The sequence below is a fragment of the Nonomuraea jabiensis genome (assembly GCF_014204795.1).
Taxonomy (GTDB): domain Bacteria; phylum Actinomycetota; class Actinomycetes; order Streptosporangiales; family Streptosporangiaceae; genus Nonomuraea; species Nonomuraea jabiensis.
In genome coordinates this window covers 12,106,345-12,123,038 of record NZ_JACHMB010000001.1, presented here as the reverse complement: position 1 = coordinate 12,123,038, position 16,694 = coordinate 12,106,345, and the positions used below count along the sequence as shown (strand labels likewise).

The window sequence follows — 16,694 nt, the reverse complement described above, 5'->3', positions numbered from 1 at the left end:
ACCGGACACGACCCGGCTGCTGAGTTCCCGCGAGCAGCCGGACACGAACCGGCTCTGAGCCCCGGCGAGCGGCCGGACGCGATCCGGCCGCTCGCCGGGGCTCACGGGGTCGTGACCCCTCGCGGACCGGGGGCCGGCTGCTCGGGACGCGGGCCGCCCTTCACCCAGATGAGGGAACCCGGCCTCCGGGCCTCCCGGCGGATCCTCTTCACCGCGAAGTTGCAGGTCACCTCCTTGATCGCCGCGCCCATGCGGCCGCCGACGTAGAGGTTCACGGCGGTGTCGTCCTTGCGGGCGAGCTGCCGGATGCCGGTGCGCCGGCCGAGGCTGACACACGCCCCCGAGAAGGCCAGGCTGATCACCGCCGGTTCGGTCCCGGCGATGCGGCTCAGCACGGTGTCGGCGGCCTGCGCCCCGAGCGGGCCGGCGGCGTAGCAGCTCATCCGCAGCGGCCGGCCGGACGGCGCGGCGGCGTCGCCGGTCGCCACGATGCGGTCGTCATCGACGCTGGTCAGCGTCTCGTCGGTGAGCAGCCGGCCGAGCTCGTCGGTACGCAGCCCGCTCGCGGCCGCCAACCGCGGCACGCCGAAACCGCCCGCCCAGATGGTCAGCGCGCTCGCGCGTACCCCACCGCCGGCGAGGACGACCGCGTCCGGCCGGACCTCGCGCACCATGTCGTCCTCCACCACCTCGACCCGGTGCCGGGACAGCCACGTGGACATGGCCCGGCGCGCGGGCGCGCCGAACGACGGCGCCAGGGCCCGGCCGCACACCAGCGTGACCGCGCGCCCTCGCTCGGCCAGCTCGGCGGCCGTCTCGATGCCGGTCAACCCGCCGCCGACCACGGTGACCGGAGCATCGAGGGGCAGCTCCGCCAGCCTGGCACGCAGCCGCTGCGCGGGCTCGAACTCGGCGAGGTCGAACGCGAACTCGGCCGCCCCGGGCACCGAGGACGGTATCGCCCCGGTGCTGCCGACGGCGTAGATGACGTAGTCGTAGTCCAGCGCCCGGCCCGACGCCAGCCGCACCGTACGGGTGGTGGTGTCGATGTGCGTGGCGCTGTCGACGACCAGCCGGATGCCCTCGCCGAGCAGCGTGCCGAAGTCCACCGTGGCCTCCCTGGTGCCGGCCACGAACTGGTGCAGCCGGACTCGTTCCACGAACTCCGGGCGGGGATTGACCACGGTGATGCCGACGTCGGCGCGCATCCGCAGATGGTTGGCCGCCAGCGTCCCGGCGTAACCGCCGCCGATGACGACGACCTTGTTGAGGGTGCTGGGGTGTTCGGGTGTGGACATGGCGAGGTTTCCCTTCTCCATCTGAGCGAGGACCTGGTGGGGACCACGAGACGGCCCGCGGAGGCGATCCGCCGGTGGCCGCTGTCCGCCTGCCGGACGGTGTCTCACTGATCCCGACAGCACAACCCCCCGGAATGTGAGGCGGTTCTTGTCGGACTGGTGAGGGCAGCACGCGACCAAGGGAGCCGACGACACCGCAGCAGTAGGAGCGCGGTCAACCCTTCACGAGGGCGTTCCAGATCCCGGGAACGCCCCCTCGCCGGCGATCAGGGCGGCGCGCAGCCGTTCGTACGTCGGAGCCAGCCGGCGCAGGCCGGCCGCGAGCGCCACGTCGTCGCCCGACACGAGCGGCCCCTGCAACCCTCCGACGATGCGGGCCTGCTCCACGGCGACGGCCGCGCCCGCGTCGAGGCCGAGGGACGACAGGCAGGCGGCCAGGTCGTTGAGGCGGCGGGCGCCCACCCGTACCGCGAACTCCTGCCACAACATCCTGACCTCGGGATCCAGCCCTTCCTCGACCAGCCGGGCGGTGCGCTCGGCGGCCTCCCCCTGCCCCAGCGTCCCGGGCGGGACCTCCACGTCCGTCCGGCCGGCCAGCCAGGCCAGCCCGGCGGGCAGCGAGCGGCGCAGCGCCTCCTCCGGAGTGACCGGCTCCCGCCGCGTGAACCCGTACCGCATCCGGAACGGCCGCCGCAGGTAGGAGATCAGCTCTCCGCGCCACGCCTCGGCGAAGGCGTCGACGGGCAGCGTGGCGTACGGGTAGCCCTCTGGGTCGTGTACGAGCACGGTGCCGTCGTCCACCTCCAGCACCACCACGTAGTGGTCGGCGCCGATCGCCTTGCCGGACCCGGGCTGGTAGGGCAGCAGACCGAGCTCGAGCGGCCCGGCCAGCACCGGACCGTCCTGGCAGGCCCGGCGCAGGCGGTCGAGCGCCGCCGCGGCCGTCCCCCCGTCCACGCTCTCGCACTCCCAGCCGAGCAGGCCGATCGCGGCGTCGAGCCCGATCCCGGGATCCCAGCCGAACGGGTCGAACAGCGGAAGGCGCCCGCCGATCAGCTCCATGCCGTAGGGGGAGCCCGTCAGGACCTCGATCACGGCCGGCGGCGGCGCCTCGTCACCGAGGAGCATGGCGAGGGAGTTGGCGTAGCAGTACGGCCCGGAGCCGACATAAATGACAGACATGACCGCACCGTGCCGCCTGACACGGTGTCAGAGTCAAGCCCACCTGCCCGGGGAAGCCGCACTGGAATTCCTCGCCGGGCTCATTCCCGGCGCCACCAGCCCCGCCAGGGCGGAGACACCCCCGAAACCCGCCCGTACCGTCACGGCCCCCGCCACGCTCGCCGTCGCCCAGGTGTCGCCACACGGGCCACGGTGACGCTCTTACGGCACCGACCGCACCAAGGTGTCGGTGTCGCGTCTTCGGCGGCACCCAGTTCGTCCGGTTCGGCAGGTACGGCGACGACGTTCTGGAGAGCGTCGGCACTGACTGCCGCACGGAGCAGCTTCCTGCCCGGCACCAGGGTCCGCATGGCCGACGGCACGGACAAGCCCATCGAGGACGTCAAGGTCGGCGACCGCGTCCTGGCCACCGACCCCGAGACGGGGGAGAGCGGCCCGCAGCCGGTCGTGGGCACGCTCGCCAGCGCCGGGGCCAAAACCCTGGTCAGGATCAGCGTGGCCGGCGGCGTGCTGGTCGCCACGGACAACCACCCGCTGTGGGTGGCGGAGCGCGGGGAGCGGGTGCGCGCCGACGAGCTGCGGGCGGGCATGCTGCTGCGGACGCCGGCGGGGGCTCCCGCCGCTAGAGGTCTCTGCGCGGCCCGGAAGCGGTGTCGCCCGCCCCGCCGAGCTGGTGCGAGCTCACCGCTTTCGTCGTGACGGCTATCGCCTCCCTGGTCTGCTCGTACGTGCGCTGCGCGATGGCGATGTACAGCACGTCCAGCACCGCCAGCTGGGCGTGCCGGGCCAGGATCGTCTCGGTGCTGAAGCCCAGCTCGCGCACCCCGGTCGCGAGCACCAGGTCGGCCCGGCCGGCGAGCGGGGAGGTGAGGTCGTTGGTGATGGCGATCGTCGTCGCGCCCCGCGAGCGGGCCTCCGTGACCAGGTCGCACACCTCCTGCGTCCGTCCGGTGTGCGAGATGGCGACCACGGCGTCACCGCGTCCCATCAACGCGGCGCCGGTCAGCGCGACGTGCACGTCCGTGTAGGTCCACGCGGGCACGCGGATCTGGTACAGCCGTTGCTGGAACTCCATGGCCGTCGCCCCGCTGCCGCCGATCCCGTAGATCACCGCGCGGCGGGTGGCGGCCAGCAGGCCGGCCGCCCGCTCGACGAGGTCCAGGTCGAGGCGGGCGAGCGCCTCGGCGACGACGTGTCCGATGTTGGCCGAGATGACGTTGGCGACATGGCGGATGTCGTCGCCCTTGGTCAGATCCGTACCGATGTGAGCGGCCCAGGTGCCCCGGACATCGGCCCGCCCGCTGTCGGAGGCCAGCGCGATCCGCAACGCCGAATAGCCGTCCAGGTCCAGCGCCCGGCACAAGCGGGTGATCGTGCCCGTGGACACCCCGCACTGCTCGGCCAGCTCCACGATGGTCATCCGCGCCGCGGCCGCCGGATCGTCCAGCACCAGCTCGGCCAGCGATCGCTGGGCCTCCGGCATCGTGGGCAGCAACTCGCGCATCCGCTGGATGACGTCGCCGCGCGGCGGACTGGATGACATGCCGGCTCCTCTCGATGGCACGGGCCGATAAAGCAGAATTATCCGCAGTGTGAGAAGCGTCCGGTGCTCGCGGCGGTGCGGACATAGTGGTCGAACAGCCGGCATTCGGCCTCATGGCGTTCCGCGGGCGACTCGTGGGTCTCGGCCAGCTCGGCGGCGTAGGCGCGGACGAGGTCGTGCTGCGCGTACCGGCCGGGAGTGGGTTCGGCGATCAGGTGCACGCGGTGCAGCTCCGCCAGCAGCGCGCGCGTCCGGCGTACCGGCAGGCCGCACAGATCGGCGGCCGCCGCGACGCCGATGTGGTGTCCCGGGTGCAGCCCCAGCAGCCGGAACGCGCGGGCGGCCTCGGCTCCGAGGGTGCGGTAGGACCACGACAGAACAGTCCGGACGTCGGCGAACGGATCCTCGTCGGCGAGCGCGTCCAGCCGGTTGCCCGCACCGTGCAGTTCCGCGGCCAGGTCGTCGAGGCTGAAACCCGGATGGGTCGACGCGCGGGCCGCCGCGACGGCCAGCGCGAGCGGCAGTCCCGAGCACAGCGCGGCGATCCTGCCGGCGGCCTCCGGCGATGCCGCCACGCGGGCGGGGCCGAGCCGCCGGGCCAGCAGCCGTACGGCGTCCGAGGTCGGCAGCGGGTCCAGGACGATCGGGGCGGCGCCCGCCGCGACCAGGCCGGTCAGCTGGTCACGGCTGGTCACGATGACGAGGCAGCCCCCGGCGCCCGGCAGCAGCGGCCGGACCTGGCCGGCGGCGCGAGCGTTGTCGAGGACGATCAGCAGCCGCCTGCCGTTCACCGTGCTGCGGAACAGCGCGGCCCGGGCGTCCGTGCCGGCGGGGATCCGGCGCGAGGGAACGCCCAGCGCGTTGAGGAAGCCCCGGATCGCCTCGGCGGGGTGGGCGGGCCGCGCGCCCGGCTCGAATCCGCGCAGGTTCGCGTACAACTGACCGTCGGGGAAGCGGCCCGCGACGCGGTGCGCCCAGTGGACGGCCAGCGCGGTCTTGCCGATCCCGGCGCCCCCGAGGACGGCCAGCACCCTGGGAGCCGCGGCCGGTCCGCCCGCCGCGCCGTCCAGCTGGGAGAGCTCCTTCCGGCGGCCGACGAAATGCGGGGTGCCGGTGGGGAGCTGGCACGGCACCGTCGTCGCGCGCGGCGGCCCGCTCGCTCCCGCGCGCGCCGGCCGGGTGGAGGTCCTGAGCGCCGCCGTGACCAGGCGCGCCTGCTCCGCGGCGTCCAGCCCCAGCGCCTCGGCCAGCGTGGAGATGGAGGTGCCGCGGGGGCGATGCGCTTCGCCGGCTTCCAGCCTGCGGATGGTACGGGCGTTGAGCCCCGCCCGGTGGGCCAGTTCGTCCTGCGTCAGGAGTGCCTGCTCGCGCCAGGTCCGTATCAGCACTCCGAGAGTCCAACGATCGTCCGTGACGTGATCGGTCATCACAGGCCGACCCTTCGTGTGAGAAAATTTTTCGCTACCAAGCGCCACGGACACTCTGAAACTGGACCGCCACTCCTGTCAAGCGAATTTGTTTGCCTGGGTGGCCGCGTTGACAGCGGCTAATTGGCGAAGAATTATTTATCGCGAAGAGGGTCGATCGTCTGTCGCTACGGCCGCACGCTGCCGGGGAACCCCGTCCAGCGCAGGCCGGGCGGCAGGTGGCTCATGTCGTTGAACATCACGATCGTGGGCGGCAGGCCGTCGCGGTACTCGATGACCGTCAGCGCGGTGTTGGCGCTCTCCAGCCCGAGCCACCGGGACGGCGGCGCGTCCAGCGCGTGCCGGACCAGCCACGCGATCGGGTAGGCGTGCGTCACCAGGACCTCGTGGGTGTCGGGCCGGGGACCATGGCCGGGGACGTTCGCGAACCGGGCGACCAGGGCCTCGGCGAGCCTCTGTCCGGAGGCCGCCTCCGCCTCGTCGTAGCCGTCGAAGAAGCCGGCCCAGGACGGGGGCGTTTCGGCCGGGCCGGGAACGTAGGGGACGTGGTCGATGAGCTCGGCGGCCTCGGTCACGGGGACGTCCGGTAGATGACGGGCGAGCTCGTGCGCGCTCGCCGTGGCGCGTGGCAGGGGGGAGTGCCACACGGCGTCGACCGGGATGCCGGCGAGCCGTTCGCCCAGCAGGCTCGACTGCTGGTGCCCGATGTCGGTGAGTTTCCCGAACGCGTCGGCCGCGCCGTGGCGTGCCAGGTAGAGGTGTCGAGTTGCCATGTGTGGTGAGGGGCGGCGCCCGTACGGGCCCGTTTCCCGTCTCCTTCCGGTGAGGTGATCGGTCAGGCGTCCGTCGCCGTGACCGCGCCGGTGGCGCCGTCCACGGTGATGACGGTGTCGTCGTGGAGCCTGGTCGTCGCGTCCTGGACGCCGAGAACGGCGGGGATGCCGAGCTCGCGGGCGACGATCGCGGCGTGCGAGAGCACGCCTCCGGTCTCGGTGACGACGCCGGCGGCGATGCGCAGCAGCGGCGTCCACGCCGGGTCGGTGAAGGGGCAGACGAGGATGTCGCCCGGGCGGACGCGCGCGAAGTCGCCGGGGCCGCGGACGATCCGCGCGGTGCCCGTCACGCTCCCGCGGCTGCCCGGCGTCCCGGTGAGGGCGCCGGAAGGCGGGGGCGGGGGCGGGGGTGGGGGCGCGGCGGTGACCGGCCGGGCCTGCAGGATCCAGGTGCGGCCGACGGCGATCGCCCACTCGACGTCCTGCGGTCCACCGAGTACGGCGGCGATCTGTCCGCCCAGCCCGGCGAGCCGCGCGGCGGTCGCGTCGTCGATCGCCGGCCGGGCCCGGGCAGAGGTGGGGACGTCGCGAACGACGAGCCGCGTGCCGTGCCGGTCGAGGCGGGTCCGCTTGTCGGCGATGGTGCGGGTGACCGAGCCGTCCCCGGCGACGCGGTAGGCGTCGGGGGTGACCGTGCCCCCGACGATGCTGGGGCCGAGGCCCCAGGACGCCTCGATCTCGGTCGTGCCGTACGCGTCCGCGGGGGTGAACATGACCCCGGACACCTCGGCGTCCAGATGGCGCTGGACGATGACGGCCATCGCCAGGCCGTCCGGCGGCCGGTCGTCGCGGCGGTAGTCGATGGCGCGTGGCGAGAACAGCGAGGCCCAGCAGGCGCGTACGGCATCGGCGACCTGGGCGGCCCCGCGCACGGCGAGGAAGCTCTCGTGCTGGCCGGCCGCCGAGGCCTGACCGGTGTCCTCGCTCGACGCCGACGATCTCACCGCCACGGGGGGATCGCCGAGCCCGTCGAGCGCCCGCCCCAGCGCGTCGATCATGGAGGCGTGGACCGGGCGGGCCTCGATCGCCTGCCGCATCGCGTCGGGATCGTCCGATCCACCGAGGTCCAGGTCGCGGACGGCGGCGAGGTAGGCGGCGTACGAGAGCACGAAGCCGTCGGGAACCGGCAGGCCCGCGCGGAGCAACGCGCCGAGCGCGCCCGCCTTGCCTCCGCACGTGTCGGAGACGGCCTCCGCCAGGGGTGTGATCAACCGTTCGGCCCCTTCAACAAATTATTGACAACGTTTTGTTGATTCTGCATCATGAGTCGCATGGTACGCAAGGACGACATCGCTCACACCCGGGACGCCGACCACGTCCAGGCCCGGCGTGAGCAGGACGCGAGTGAGCGTCTTCTGGGCCTGGGCGCGGATGCGCTCGACGCCCGCCCGTGGCGGCCCCATCCCGCCCCGCCGTCGGCGGTCGACCTCCTGCAGTTCGCCGTCTGGCGCCACACCGACCTGGGCCCGGAGGACATCCTGAGCGCGCTCTCCCTCCTGCCCGCCGCGCGCGCCGAGGTCGAAGGGCTCGAGTCCGGGTTGCTGTTCATGGCCCGGAGCGCGGGGCTGACGTGGGCGCAGATGGCGCAGGCGATGGGGTTCAACTCGCCGCAGGCGTGCCAGCAGCACTTCAACCGCCTGGCGGCCCGGCAGGACGACGCCTCATGACGCGGGACTCGCCGCTCGATCTGCTGGTCCTGCACGCCGTACGCATCACCGGGTTCGGGGACACCCCGGTGATCGCCCGCCGGTACGGGCTCGACGCGGCCGAGACGAAAGAGGCGCTGCTCGACGCCGAGGCGCGGGGCTGGGTTCAGCACACCGCCTTCGCCGGCACCGAAGGCTGGTCGCTGACCGAATCGGGCCGGGCCGAGAACGAGCGCCGGCTCGCGGCCGAGCTCGCCCGCGTCGGCGGCGCCGACGAGGTCCATGACGTCTACCGGGAGTTCCTCCCGCTGAACGCCCTCCTGCTACGAGCCTGCACCGACTGGCAGCTCCGGCCGGCCGGCGGCGACCGGCTCGCCGTCAACGACCACTCCGATTTCGCCTGGGACGCCCGGATCCTCTACGAGCTCACGGGCATCGACCGCGCACTCGCGCCGCTCGTGGACCGGCTCGGGAGGGTCCTGACCCGGTTCTGCGGGTACGACACGCGATTCACGGCGGCCCTGGTGCGCGCCCGGGCCGGGGAGGGCGACTGGGTCGACCGCACCGACGTCGACTCCTGCCATCGGGTCTGGTTCGAACTCCACGAAGATCTCGTCGCCACGCTCGGCATCGACCGGCGCGCTGGCCCCTGACCTGCCACGCTCCGGGTCGGCCGGCGCGCTGACCCCTGATCGCCTTGAGGGCGCGTAGGTGACTGAAGACGCCGCCCTGGTAGGCGTGGGTGTTGATGAAGGTGTCCGCGCCCTCCAGACCGGCCAGGCCCTGAACGTCGTCGGCGGAGACGGCGTACTGGGCGGCGGCGTCTCGCTCCCGGCCACACCGAAGGGCAGATGCACGTCATCGTTCCCGTCGTCCACCAGGGCGAGACCCGCAAGCTCCTGGTCTGGAGCCGACGGTGTGGCCGGGAGTGGCCTCGACCTCGATGTCGAACCGGCCGGGCAGGCGCGCCAGGCGGGCCCGGTACTCCTCTTCGGTGTACTCGTGGCGGCGTGCCCGCAGTTCGGCCAGGTCCTTCGCGACGGCGGCGGCGTCCGGCTGCCCCATGACGAGCCTGCGGGACCGTCCCGCGCCCCGCCCGCCGGTAGCGAAGCGCCCGGGCGGGGCGATATCCGGATACCGGTCGTGGTGCGGGGGCCGCGCACGCGAGCCTGGAAGGGGCCATGATGGCGCAACGACCTGACGGCGGCGGTGACTGGGGCGCGCTGCTGGTGGCGGACTCGCCGGACGAGGTGCGGGACCTGTACGCCTGGCTGCGCCGGGAGCCCGAGTTGCGCGCCGCGCTCCGGCTGGTCGAGAAGCCGCCTCCCGACGGGGCGCTGGGGCCGGTGGCCGAGGCGGTGCAGGTGCTGGCCGACGCGCCGGAGGTGGTGGCGGCCGTGGCGAGCATGGTGATCGCCTGGCTGCGGTACCGCAGGACCGATGTGAAGATCACCCTGAAGCGGCGCAAGGACGGACCCGAGGTGCAGGTGACCGCCACCGGCCTGAGGGCGCTGAGCCCGGCACAGACACTCGCCCTGGCCAGGCAGATCGAGTCGGCGCTGCGGGACGACCGCACATCGCCGCGATTCCCGGACGTTAATCCCGGGTGAGTTCGGGCATGCGCGAGCCATGCCAGAACGACCGGACAGTACGCCACCCGCACAGCAACAGCCATACCCCGGACACACCGACCGCATGGAGCCCGAGCCGCGTGACGAGATGCGTCACTACACCGGCAGCGGACTGCTGGAAGGCAAACGCGCCCTGATCACCGGAGGCGACTCCGGGATCGGCCGGGCGGTGGCCGTGGCCTTCGCCAAGGAGGGCGCTGACGTCGCCGTCGCGTACCTGAGCGAGCACGAGGACGCCGCGCACACGCTGAAACTGGTCGAGGCGGAAAATCGGCGATGTGTGCTGATCCCGGGCGACCTCGCCGACCGCGACCACTGCGCCTCCGTCGTCGAGCGGACGGTCTCGGAACTGGGCGGCCTCGACATCGTGGTGAACAACGTCGCCTACCAGCAGCCCGTCGAATCGCTGGAGGTGCTGACCGAGGAGCAGTGGCAGCACACCTTCGACGTCAACATCCACAGCTACTTCCGCATCACCAAAGCGGCGCTGCCCCACCTGCGCGAGGGCTCGGCGATCATCAACACGTCATCGGTCAACGGGCTGCGCGGCAACAAGGCGCTCATCGACTACGCCACGACCAAGGGCGCGATCAACGCTTTCACCTATTCGATGGCGCAGAGCCTCGTGGAGCGCGGCATCAGGGTCAACGCGGTGGCCCCGGGCCCCGTCTGGACCCCTCTCATCCCGGCGACCATGCCGGAGGAGAAGGTGGAGCAGTTCGGCAAGCAGGTCCCGATGCAGCGGGCCGCCGACCCCGACGAGATCGCCCCGTCGTACGTGTTCTTCGCGGCCGGGCGCCTCTCGTCGTACTACACGGGCGAGGTCCTGGCCCCCATCGGCGGGGAGACCCTGCCGGGCTGAGCGGGTTACCGGGTCCGGCGGAGGGCAGGTGAGTCGTTGACCGAAGGAGGGGACATCATGGTCGACAAGCCCACCAAGAGCGAGCACGGCAGGCAGATCGCCCTGCCCGTGGTCGGTACGGTGCCCCTGCCGGAGCCCCAGCACCTCGCCTTCTACGCGGTCCTGGTCTCTCTGGGGATATTGGAGATCGTGGAGTGGCCCGTCGTGGGCATCGTCGGCATCGGCCACCTGCTGGCCAGCCAGCGCCGCCACCCCGGCCTGCAGCAAGCCGGAGAAGCCGCAGAAGCGGCGTGAACCGCTCCGAACGGTACGTCGTACCGGCACGCCGGGGGAGGCGTGCGGGACGGGAGGGTCGTCGGGGGTGAGTGGTGCGGCGGTCACGGCGGATGCTTCACTCGCGCGGCGGCGGCCGACACTGGCCCCCAGGGTGAACAGCCGGCCCCGAGGAGGGGTCAGGGGCGCGCGCCCGGGGCGAGCGGCCGGACGTCGATGCGGCCGTCGTCGCACGCCCTCGCCGTGAACGGGATCTCCAGGTGGGCCACCTCGTCCGGCGGGATGATCATCAGGCGGGCCGAGGCCGGGCATCGTTTCTCGGCCCCGGTCTCCACCATCACCCAGTGCAGCCGGGCATGGGCGGAGGCGTTCGGCTTCAGCACCACCCGTTGGGGCCGGACGCTCTCCCTGCGCACCCGTGTACGCAAGGCATCGCCGTTGCCGTCGAACATGACCAGCCCGACGAAGCCGTACACCCAGCACGTCCGGGCGGAGGTGTTGGTCAGCACCAGCGGCGCGTACACGTTTCCCGCCCCCGGATCCTGCCGCCCGAGGTGCGCCGAGAGGGCGTCGGTGCGGCAGCGCTTGGGCGCCGACGCTTCTCCGCGGGCGGAGGCCGCCGCGAAGCCGATGCTCGTGGTCGTCGCGCCCTGCGCGCTGACCGCGGTGGCCGCATTGGACGCCGGGAGGCCGCACACGGCCAAGGTCAGCAGTGCGGCCGCCGTCATCGCCGATCCGGCACGTTTGAATCGCTGCATGCTCTGTTGGATGAGCCTCATGCGGGTTTTGTTGGCACGACGTCGCGGTGCTCACCATGTCCCCACCTGGAACCCGCCGGCCCTTCAGCGGCTCACGCCCGCCCGCCGACGGATCGGGCACGGCCGGCTGCGGGTTGCCGGACCGGGGCCGGCCGTGCTCTTTCAGGTGGCCGCCAGCGCCACGGTCGGCGACAGCCGCGACGCCCGGACCGCCGGGTAGATCCCGGCGATCATCCCGATCACGAGCGTAGCGCCCAGCCCGCCGGCGAAGGCCCAGGGTGGCACTACGGCAGGGAAATGGTTCGTGGCGGCGTAGGCGAAGGTCACGGCCGCCCCGAGGACCGCGCCCACCACTCCGCCCAGCCCGGACAGCAGCAGCGACTCGGTGAGGAACTGCAGCCGGATCTGGCCGCGGGTAGCGCCGACGGCCCGCCGCCGCCCGATCTCTCTTCGCCGCTCCAGCACCGAGATGATCATTGTGTTCGCGATGCCGACGCCGCCCACCAGGAGCGCGACCGCGCCCAGGCCGAGCAGCAGGTCGGTGAACGCGCCCGCCGCCGCCGTACGCGCCGCGAGCGCGTCGGAGGGACGGCTGACCTCGACCTCCTCCGGATTCTCCGGGTTGACCGTTCTGGCCAGCACGGCGGCCACGTCGGCGACGGCGGCGTCGGAGGAACGCTCGTAGATCATGGTCGGGTGCCCGTCGAACCCGAACAGCTTCTGCGCCGCCGGCCAGCCCACCAGCGCGCTGCGATCGATCTCGGGCGCCAGGTCCAGGGAGTCGAGGACGCCCACGACGGTGAACCAGCGGTGATCTACCCAGACCCGGGTACCCGCCTGCGTGATGCCCAGCCGCCGCGCGGACACCGCGCCGAGGACCATGGAGGGATACCGCTCGGTCGCGGGGTTGAGCCAGCTCCCGCTGACCACCTTGCCCTGCAACGTGTTCAGCAGATCCAGCGAGGTGGCCCGTACGGAGATCCCCCCGGTGTGGTCAGCGGGGATCCTGTCGGTGCGCCGGACCGTGGCCGAGACCGTGCCCGTGGCGCTGACCGCGTGGACCGGCGCGAGGCCGCGGACCATGCTGACCGACTCGATCGGTAGCCTGGCGTTGTCACCGAAGACGCTCTGGCCGGGTTTGACCGTCAGCAGGTTGGTGCCGAGCCGGTCGAGTTGCCGCAGCAGCTCTGCCTGGCTGGAGGAGGAGATGCCGACCACAGCGATCATGGTGGCGATGCCGATCGCGATGCCCAGGGCCGACAGCACGACCCTTGTGGGCCGGCCGAGCAGGCCCGCCGCGCCAACCCGCAGGACGTCGCCGGGGGTGAGCCTGGCCGGGCGCATCGTGTCCTGCGGAACGTCACCCGTCACGAGTCGCTCCCCTCGCTGAGCACGGCCCCGTCCCGGACGCGCACCCGCCGCTGGGCCATCTCCGCCACCTCGGCGTCATGAGTGACGATCACGACGGTGGTCCCGGCGTCGTGCAGGTCGTGCAGGAGCTCCAGCACCTCGCCCCCCGCCGCTGAGTCCAGGTTGCCGGTCGGCTCGTCGGCCAGCAGGAGCGGCGGCTCGCCGACCACCGCACGAGCCACGGCGACGCGCTGCTGCTCGCCGCCCGACATCTGGTACGGCCGATGCTCCAACCGGTGCCCGAGCCCCACCCGTTCCAGCGCCCGCACCGCGCGCTGGCGGCGCTCACGCCGGGAGATGCCCGCGTACAGCAGGCCGTCCGCCACGTTGTCGACGGCCGACAGGCCGGGCGACAGGTGGAACTGCTGGAAGACGAACCCGATGCGGCGGGCGCGCAGCGCCGAGAGCCTGCGGTCCGGCAGCGCGCCCACGTCGCGGCCCACGATCCTGACCGTTCCGGACGTGGGCCGGTCCAGCGTGCCCATGATGTGCAGCAGTGTGGACTTGCCCGAGCCGGACGGGCCGACGATGGCCACCATCTCGCCCGCCGCTATCCGCAGGGACACCCCGTTGAGCGCCGTCACCGAGCCGCCGTAGCGCTTGACGACGTCCTTCAGGTCGACGACGAGGGTCATGACGTGGGCACCCCGACCTTCATTCCCTCGGCCAGCCCGCCGCCGCTCACCTCGACCCGACCGCCGGCGAAGATGCCGATCTGGACCGGCACCAGCTTAACCGTGCTGTCCTGGACGATCTGTACGCCGTAGCCGCTCTCGCGCAGCGCGAGCAGCGCCTCGACGGGCACGGACAGCACGTTCTCGCGCGTCTCGCTCTGCAGGTCGACGCTGACCGGGGCCTGGTCGAGGCCGCGCGTCTTCTTGGCATCGCTCAGCGTGATCTCGGTGGTGATGGTCGCGTCCTGCGGGTCGGCCTGCTGACCGCTCGCGCTCGGCAGCTGGGCCACCGTCCCGACCTCGGAGATCTTCCCCTTGGCCGAGGCGCCGCCCGGAAGCTCGACCGTGACCGATCTGCCCCTGCGCGCCAGCTGCTGGTCGGCGACGTCCAGGTCGACATGGACCACTCGCCGGGTTCCGGTGACCGTCAGCACGGGCTTGCCGGCCCGCGACGGGTCACCGCTCGCGCCGCCGACCTGCTTGACCCGCACCTTGCCCGGCAGGAAGACCACGCCGGCCGAGGTCACCGTGCCGGTCTCCGCCAGCCCCTCGTCAGCCTGCCACTCCAGGACGCGCGTGGACGTGGTCGGGCTGAAGTGGCCGTCGACGGTCAGGCCGTCGCCGTAGCCGAGCTTCTTGAGGTTCTCCTCCAGCTGCCGCACGTCAGGGCCGTCGGACACGCCGTACTCCAGCGTGCGGTACATGGGGGTCGTGCCGTACATCAGTACGACGGGACGGCGGTCCACCTCGTAGAGCGTCCCGCCCCGGCCGATCAGCCGGCCCGCGGGGGGCAGCCAGGTCAGCGTGCCCGCCGCGTTGTTGGGCACGGTGCGCTCGCCGGTGTAGCCCAGCGTGCCGGAGACCGTCTGCTGGTCGACGAGGTCGCCGCGCTTGACCGCCGCGGTGGCGGGCAGCCGGGCGCCGGTCGCCTGCGCCGGGGCGCCGGAGCCGGGCAGGGCGAGGCCGCCTGACAGGACGACCGCCATGGCTCCGCCTCCGGCGGCCAGCGCGACGGCGACGGCGATGACGGCGACGCGCCTCATCGCGAGCCTCCCCACGTGCCCGAGGAGGGCAGCTTGCCCTTGCAGGCGTCGGAGGCCTCCTGGTAGTGCGGGGCCTTCCTGTCGATCTTCCCGTTGAACGTGACCGAGCCGTTCGCGTCGAGCACGGGATCGGGGAAGTCCTGCACGCCGTGCTCGCGCATGCACGTGGCGAGCTCCAGGAACTTGTCGAGAGCGGCGGGCCCGCCGACCTCGTCCTGATTGCCTCCCGCGGCCTGCAGGTAGGAGCGGCACGACTGCTGCGCCCGCTGCAAGGTCTGCGAGCCGACCCCGCCCTGGGGAATGAGCGGGCCCGTGGTCGTGCCGGGGTCCTTGACGGCCACACCGTGCCGGCGCATGCAGGCGGCCCACTGCATCAGGGCGTCCTGCTGGTTCATGGTGGCGCCGGCAGAGGCCGAGGGAGACGCGTCGCCGGACTTACGCAGCGACGCGACCTGCGGCTCCGCCTGGCCGGCCGAGCAGCCTGCCAGGGCCGCGGCAAGTGTGAGAGCGCCGAGGACGAGCGCGGCGCGGTGAGCGAACACTTCAGATCACCTCCGCCCGAAGGACACTCGCCTTCGGGTACGGGACCAATCTGGGCGGCGAAGCTGACCGCTGCAGGCGGGCGACCTGACCGATCACCTACCACATTCGCCGGCGGGGGCTACTCCTCCAGCAGGAGCAGCACGCGGAACGTCGCGCCGCGGCCCGGGGCGGTCTCGAGCTCCACGCTGCCGTCGTGCGCGGCGACCAGAGCGGCCACGATCGCGAGCCCGAGCCCGCTGCCACCGCCCTTGGAGCGCGAAGGATCGACCTGGTAGAAGCGTTCGAAGACGCGCTCGGCCTGCTCGGGTGAGAGCCCCGGGCCGTGGTCGGTGACCTCGATCGCCGCCGCCGGCGCTTGCCGCAGTTCGCCGCCGCGCAACCTGACCTCGATCAGGCTGTCGTCGGGGGTGTGCCTGAGCGCGTTGGTCAGCAGATTGTCCAGGACCTGGCGCAGCCTGACCTCGTCTCCGAGCACCTGGTAGGCGGCGTCGGGCTGGATGTCCAGATCCACCTCCCTGTCCGGGGCCGCCGCGCGCACCTCGTGGACGGCGTCGAGCACGAGCCTGAGCAGGTCGATGGGCTTGCGGTCGAGCGGGCGCCGCTGGTCGAGCTGGGCGAGCAGGAGCAGGTCCGCCACCATCAGGCTCATCCGCACGGCGCCCCGCTCGATGCGGTCGACGAGCCATTCGCCGCGGCTGGGGTCGTTCTTGTAGAGCTGGGCGAAGCCGCGGATCGCGGTCAGGGGCGTGCGCAGCTCATGGCCGGCGTCGGCGACGAACTGACGCAGCAGGTTCTCCGAATGGGTGCGCGCGGTGAACGCGGCCTCGATCTGGCTGAGCATGGTGTTGAGCGCGCGCGCCAGGTTGCCGACCTCGGTGCGCGGCGGGTAGTCGGGGACACGCGCCGAGAGGTGGCCGGCGGCGATCGTGTGCGCGGCCCGCTCCATGTGGGCCAGCGGAAGCAGGCTGACCCGTACGATCAGCACGCCCGCCGCCACCACCGCCACCAGCACGACGCCGCCGAGCACCAGCTCGATCACGATGAAGTCGTCGAGCGTGGCGCCCACCGCCGCCAGGCTGGTGGCCGCGATCAGGTCGGTCTCCCCCGCGCCGAGCGGCACCATCACCACCCGCCAGTGGCCGACGCCCGCCTCGTCCAGGACGGTGAAGGGGATGCCGCGGGGCGCGGCCGGCACCGTCGCGTCCAGCCGGGGCCCGGGACCCTTGACGTCCTCGAGCGGGGTGGTGGCCACCAGCGTGCCGTCCGGCCGGCGCACCTGGGCGAGGATGTCGCTGGGCACTCGCGCCGTGATCGTGTGGTCGCCGGCGATCTGAACGCCGCGGCCGCCGCCCTTCCCACCGCCCCACACCCGGTTCCTGGTCTGCTCGGCCACCGAGATCAGCTGCTCGTCCACCCGGTTCAGCAGGTGCTGCCGGATGAGGAACAGGCTGGCGATGGCGAGGGCCGCCAGCGACACCACCGCGATGAGCACCACGGTGGCGACGAGCTTGGTCCGCAGGGGGGTTTCGGCGACGGCCCGCCGGACGATGCCTGGCAATAGCCCCATGGTG

At 72.7% G+C, this 16,694-nt stretch carries 19 protein-coding genes; 6 read left to right on the top strand and 13 right to left on the bottom strand.

The features are described 5' to 3' along the window. Window positions 1-101 precede the first annotated feature (101 nt). A complete protein-coding gene (locus HD596_RS55285) occupies window positions 102-1,298 on the bottom strand; it encodes an NAD(P)/FAD-dependent oxidoreductase (protein WP_185077405.1) in 1,197 nt (398 codons plus the stop codon). Between the two features lie 222 nt (window positions 1,299-1,520). Continuing rightward, the gene (locus HD596_RS55280) at window positions 1,521-2,480 is read right to left on the bottom strand and encodes a YobF C-terminal domain-containing protein (protein WP_185077404.1); all 960 of its coding nucleotides are present in this window, start codon (window positions 2,478-2,480) and stop codon (window positions 1,521-1,523) included. A gap of 348 nt (window positions 2,481-2,828) precedes the next feature. On the opposite strand from HD596_RS55280, the gene HD596_RS55275 reads away from it, so the two are divergent. Next, window positions 2,829-3,179: a Hint domain-containing protein gene (locus tag HD596_RS55275; RefSeq protein WP_185077403.1), complete on the top strand. Its 351-nt coding sequence runs from the start codon at window positions 2,829-2,831 to the stop codon at window positions 3,177-3,179. Here HD596_RS55275 and HD596_RS55270 read toward each other — a convergent pair. The 4 genes from HD596_RS55270 to HD596_RS55255 all read right to left on the bottom strand — a co-directional run bounded on the left by HD596_RS55270 (window position 3,103) and on the right by HD596_RS55255 (window position 7,494). Then, the gene (locus tag HD596_RS55270) at window positions 3,103-4,023 is read right to left on the bottom strand and encodes a MurR/RpiR family transcriptional regulator (protein WP_185077402.1); all 921 of its coding nucleotides are present in this window, start codon (window positions 4,021-4,023) and stop codon (window positions 3,103-3,105) included. The genes HD596_RS55275 and HD596_RS55270 overlap by 77 nt on opposite strands. A gap of 38 nt (window positions 4,024-4,061) precedes the next feature. After that, window positions 4,062-5,411 carry a helix-turn-helix domain-containing protein gene (locus tag HD596_RS55265; RefSeq protein ID WP_221520055.1) on the bottom strand — a complete coding sequence of 450 codons (1,350 nt, stop codon included), beginning with the start codon at window positions 5,409-5,411 and terminating at the stop codon, window positions 4,062-4,064. 206 nt (window positions 5,412-5,617) lie between these two features. After that, window positions 5,618-6,223 carry a histidine phosphatase family protein gene (locus HD596_RS55260; RefSeq protein ID WP_185077401.1) on the bottom strand — a complete coding sequence of 202 codons (606 nt, stop codon included), beginning with the start codon at window positions 6,221-6,223 and terminating at the stop codon, window positions 5,618-5,620. A gap of 62 nt (window positions 6,224-6,285) precedes the next feature. Next, window positions 6,286-7,494: a PEP/pyruvate-binding domain-containing protein gene (locus HD596_RS55255; protein WP_185077400.1), complete on the bottom strand. Its 1,209-nt coding sequence runs from the start codon at window positions 7,492-7,494 to the stop codon at window positions 6,286-6,288. A 60-nt stretch (window positions 7,495-7,554) separates the two neighbouring features. On the opposite strand from HD596_RS55255, the gene HD596_RS55250 reads away from it, so the two are divergent. Both HD596_RS55250 and HD596_RS55245 read left to right on the top strand, forming a co-directional pair. Beyond that, a complete protein-coding gene (locus tag HD596_RS55250; protein WP_185077399.1) occupies window positions 7,555-7,950 on the top strand; it encodes a DNA-binding protein in 396 nt (131 codons plus the stop codon). Continuing rightward, a complete protein-coding gene (locus tag HD596_RS55245; RefSeq protein ID WP_185077398.1) occupies window positions 7,947-8,582 on the top strand; it encodes a transcriptional regulator in 636 nt (211 codons plus the stop codon). The genes HD596_RS55250 and HD596_RS55245 overlap by 4 nt, the downstream gene beginning before the upstream one ends. Before the next feature lie 205 nt (window positions 8,583-8,787). On the opposite strand, the gene HD596_RS55240 is transcribed toward HD596_RS55245, so the two are convergent. Further along, window positions 8,788-8,994 (bottom strand): hypothetical protein, encoded by a 207-nt coding sequence (locus HD596_RS55240; protein ID WP_185077397.1) that lies wholly within the window; start codon window positions 8,992-8,994, stop codon window positions 8,788-8,790. Window positions 8,995-9,110: 116 nt separating this feature from the next. Between HD596_RS55240 and HD596_RS55235 the strand changes: the two genes are divergently transcribed. From HD596_RS55235 to HD596_RS55225, 3 genes are read left to right on the top strand one after another with little or no spacing between them, the layout of a single operon-like run. Then, window positions 9,111-9,539 (top strand): effector-associated constant component EACC1, encoded by a 429-nt coding sequence (locus tag HD596_RS55235; protein ID WP_185077396.1) that lies wholly within the window; start codon window positions 9,111-9,113, stop codon window positions 9,537-9,539. 19 nt (window positions 9,540-9,558) lie between these two features. Beyond that, on the top strand, window positions 9,559-10,422 hold the full coding sequence (locus HD596_RS55230) for an SDR family oxidoreductase (protein WP_185077395.1): 864 nt from the start codon (window positions 9,559-9,561) through the stop codon (window positions 10,420-10,422). Between the two features lie 57 nt (window positions 10,423-10,479). Further along, entirely contained in the window at window positions 10,480-10,716 is a 237-nt protein-coding gene (locus HD596_RS55225) for a hypothetical protein (protein WP_185077394.1), read from the top strand. 158 nt (window positions 10,717-10,874) lie between these two features. Here the strand turns inward: HD596_RS55225 and HD596_RS55220 are convergent, their stop codons facing one another. From HD596_RS55220 to HD596_RS55195, 6 genes are all read right to left on the bottom strand, one after another. Beyond that, window positions 10,875-11,453 (bottom strand): DUF4232 domain-containing protein, encoded by a 579-nt coding sequence (locus tag HD596_RS55220; protein ID WP_185077393.1) that lies wholly within the window; start codon window positions 11,451-11,453, stop codon window positions 10,875-10,877. A 162-nt stretch (window positions 11,454-11,615) separates the two neighbouring features. Then, entirely contained in the window at window positions 11,616-12,797 is a 1,182-nt protein-coding gene (locus tag HD596_RS55215; RefSeq protein WP_185079341.1) for an ABC transporter permease, read from the bottom strand. A 23-nt stretch (window positions 12,798-12,820) separates the two neighbouring features. Next, window positions 12,821-13,498 carry an ABC transporter ATP-binding protein gene (locus HD596_RS55210; protein ID WP_185077392.1) on the bottom strand — a complete coding sequence of 226 codons (678 nt, stop codon included), beginning with the start codon at window positions 13,496-13,498 and terminating at the stop codon, window positions 12,821-12,823. After that, window positions 13,495-14,580 (bottom strand): peptidoglycan-binding protein, encoded by a 1,086-nt coding sequence (locus HD596_RS55205; RefSeq protein ID WP_185077391.1) that lies wholly within the window; start codon window positions 14,578-14,580, stop codon window positions 13,495-13,497. The genes HD596_RS55210 and HD596_RS55205 overlap by 4 nt, the downstream gene beginning before the upstream one ends. Further along, window positions 14,577-15,122, bottom strand: a complete 546-nt coding sequence (locus HD596_RS55200) for a hypothetical protein (protein WP_185077390.1) — start codon at window positions 15,120-15,122, stop codon at window positions 14,577-14,579. Before HD596_RS55200 ends, HD596_RS55205 begins: the two co-directional genes overlap by 4 nt. Before the next feature lie 119 nt (window positions 15,123-15,241). Then, window positions 15,242-16,690 carry a sensor histidine kinase gene (locus HD596_RS55195; protein ID WP_185077389.1) on the bottom strand — a complete coding sequence of 483 codons (1,449 nt, stop codon included), beginning with the start codon at window positions 16,688-16,690 and terminating at the stop codon, window positions 15,242-15,244. Between the last annotated feature and the right edge of the window lie 4 nt (window positions 16,691-16,694).

Excerpts from the sequence above, each read along its gene's own strand:
- HD596_RS55285 (WP_185077405.1), bottom strand. The coding sequence starts at position 1,298 with ATGTCCACACCCGAACACCCCAGCACCCTCAACAAGGTCGTCGTCATC.
- HD596_RS55280 (WP_185077404.1), bottom strand. The coding sequence starts at position 2,480 with ATGTCTGTCATTTATGTCGGCTCCGGGCCGTACTGCTACGCCAACTCC.
- HD596_RS55275 (WP_185077403.1), top strand. The coding sequence starts at position 2,829 with ATGGCCGACGGCACGGACAAGCCCATCGAGGACGTCAAGGTCGGCGAC.
- HD596_RS55270 (WP_185077402.1), bottom strand. The coding sequence starts at position 4,023 with ATGTCATCCAGTCCGCCGCGCGGCGACGTCATCCAGCGGATGCGCGAG.
- HD596_RS55260 (WP_185077401.1), bottom strand. The coding sequence starts at position 6,223 with ATGGCAACTCGACACCTCTACCTGGCACGCCACGGCGCGGCCGACGCG.
- HD596_RS55250 (WP_185077399.1), top strand. The coding sequence starts at position 7,555 with ATGGTACGCAAGGACGACATCGCTCACACCCGGGACGCCGACCACGTC.
- HD596_RS55245 (WP_185077398.1), top strand. The coding sequence starts at position 7,947 with ATGACGCGGGACTCGCCGCTCGATCTGCTGGTCCTGCACGCCGTACGC.
- HD596_RS55240 (WP_185077397.1), bottom strand. The coding sequence starts at position 8,994 with ATGGGGCAGCCGGACGCCGCCGCCGTCGCGAAGGACCTGGCCGAACTG.
- HD596_RS55235 (WP_185077396.1), top strand. The coding sequence starts at position 9,111 with ATGATGGCGCAACGACCTGACGGCGGCGGTGACTGGGGCGCGCTGCTG.
- HD596_RS55230 (WP_185077395.1), top strand. The coding sequence starts at position 9,559 with ATGCCAGAACGACCGGACAGTACGCCACCCGCACAGCAACAGCCATAC.
- HD596_RS55225 (WP_185077394.1), top strand. The coding sequence starts at position 10,480 with ATGGTCGACAAGCCCACCAAGAGCGAGCACGGCAGGCAGATCGCCCTG.
- HD596_RS55220 (WP_185077393.1), bottom strand. The coding sequence starts at position 11,453 with ATGCAGCGATTCAAACGTGCCGGATCGGCGATGACGGCGGCCGCACTG.
- HD596_RS55215 (WP_185079341.1), bottom strand. The coding sequence starts at position 12,797 with ATGCGCCCGGCCAGGCTCACCCCCGGCGACGTCCTGCGGGTTGGCGCG.
- HD596_RS55210 (WP_185077392.1), bottom strand. The coding sequence starts at position 13,498 with ATGACCCTCGTCGTCGACCTGAAGGACGTCGTCAAGCGCTACGGCGGC.
- HD596_RS55205 (WP_185077391.1), bottom strand. The coding sequence starts at position 14,580 with ATGAGGCGCGTCGCCGTCATCGCCGTCGCCGTCGCGCTGGCCGCCGGA.
- HD596_RS55195 (WP_185077389.1), bottom strand. The coding sequence starts at position 16,690 with ATGGGGCTATTGCCAGGCATCGTCCGGCGGGCCGTCGCCGAAACCCCC.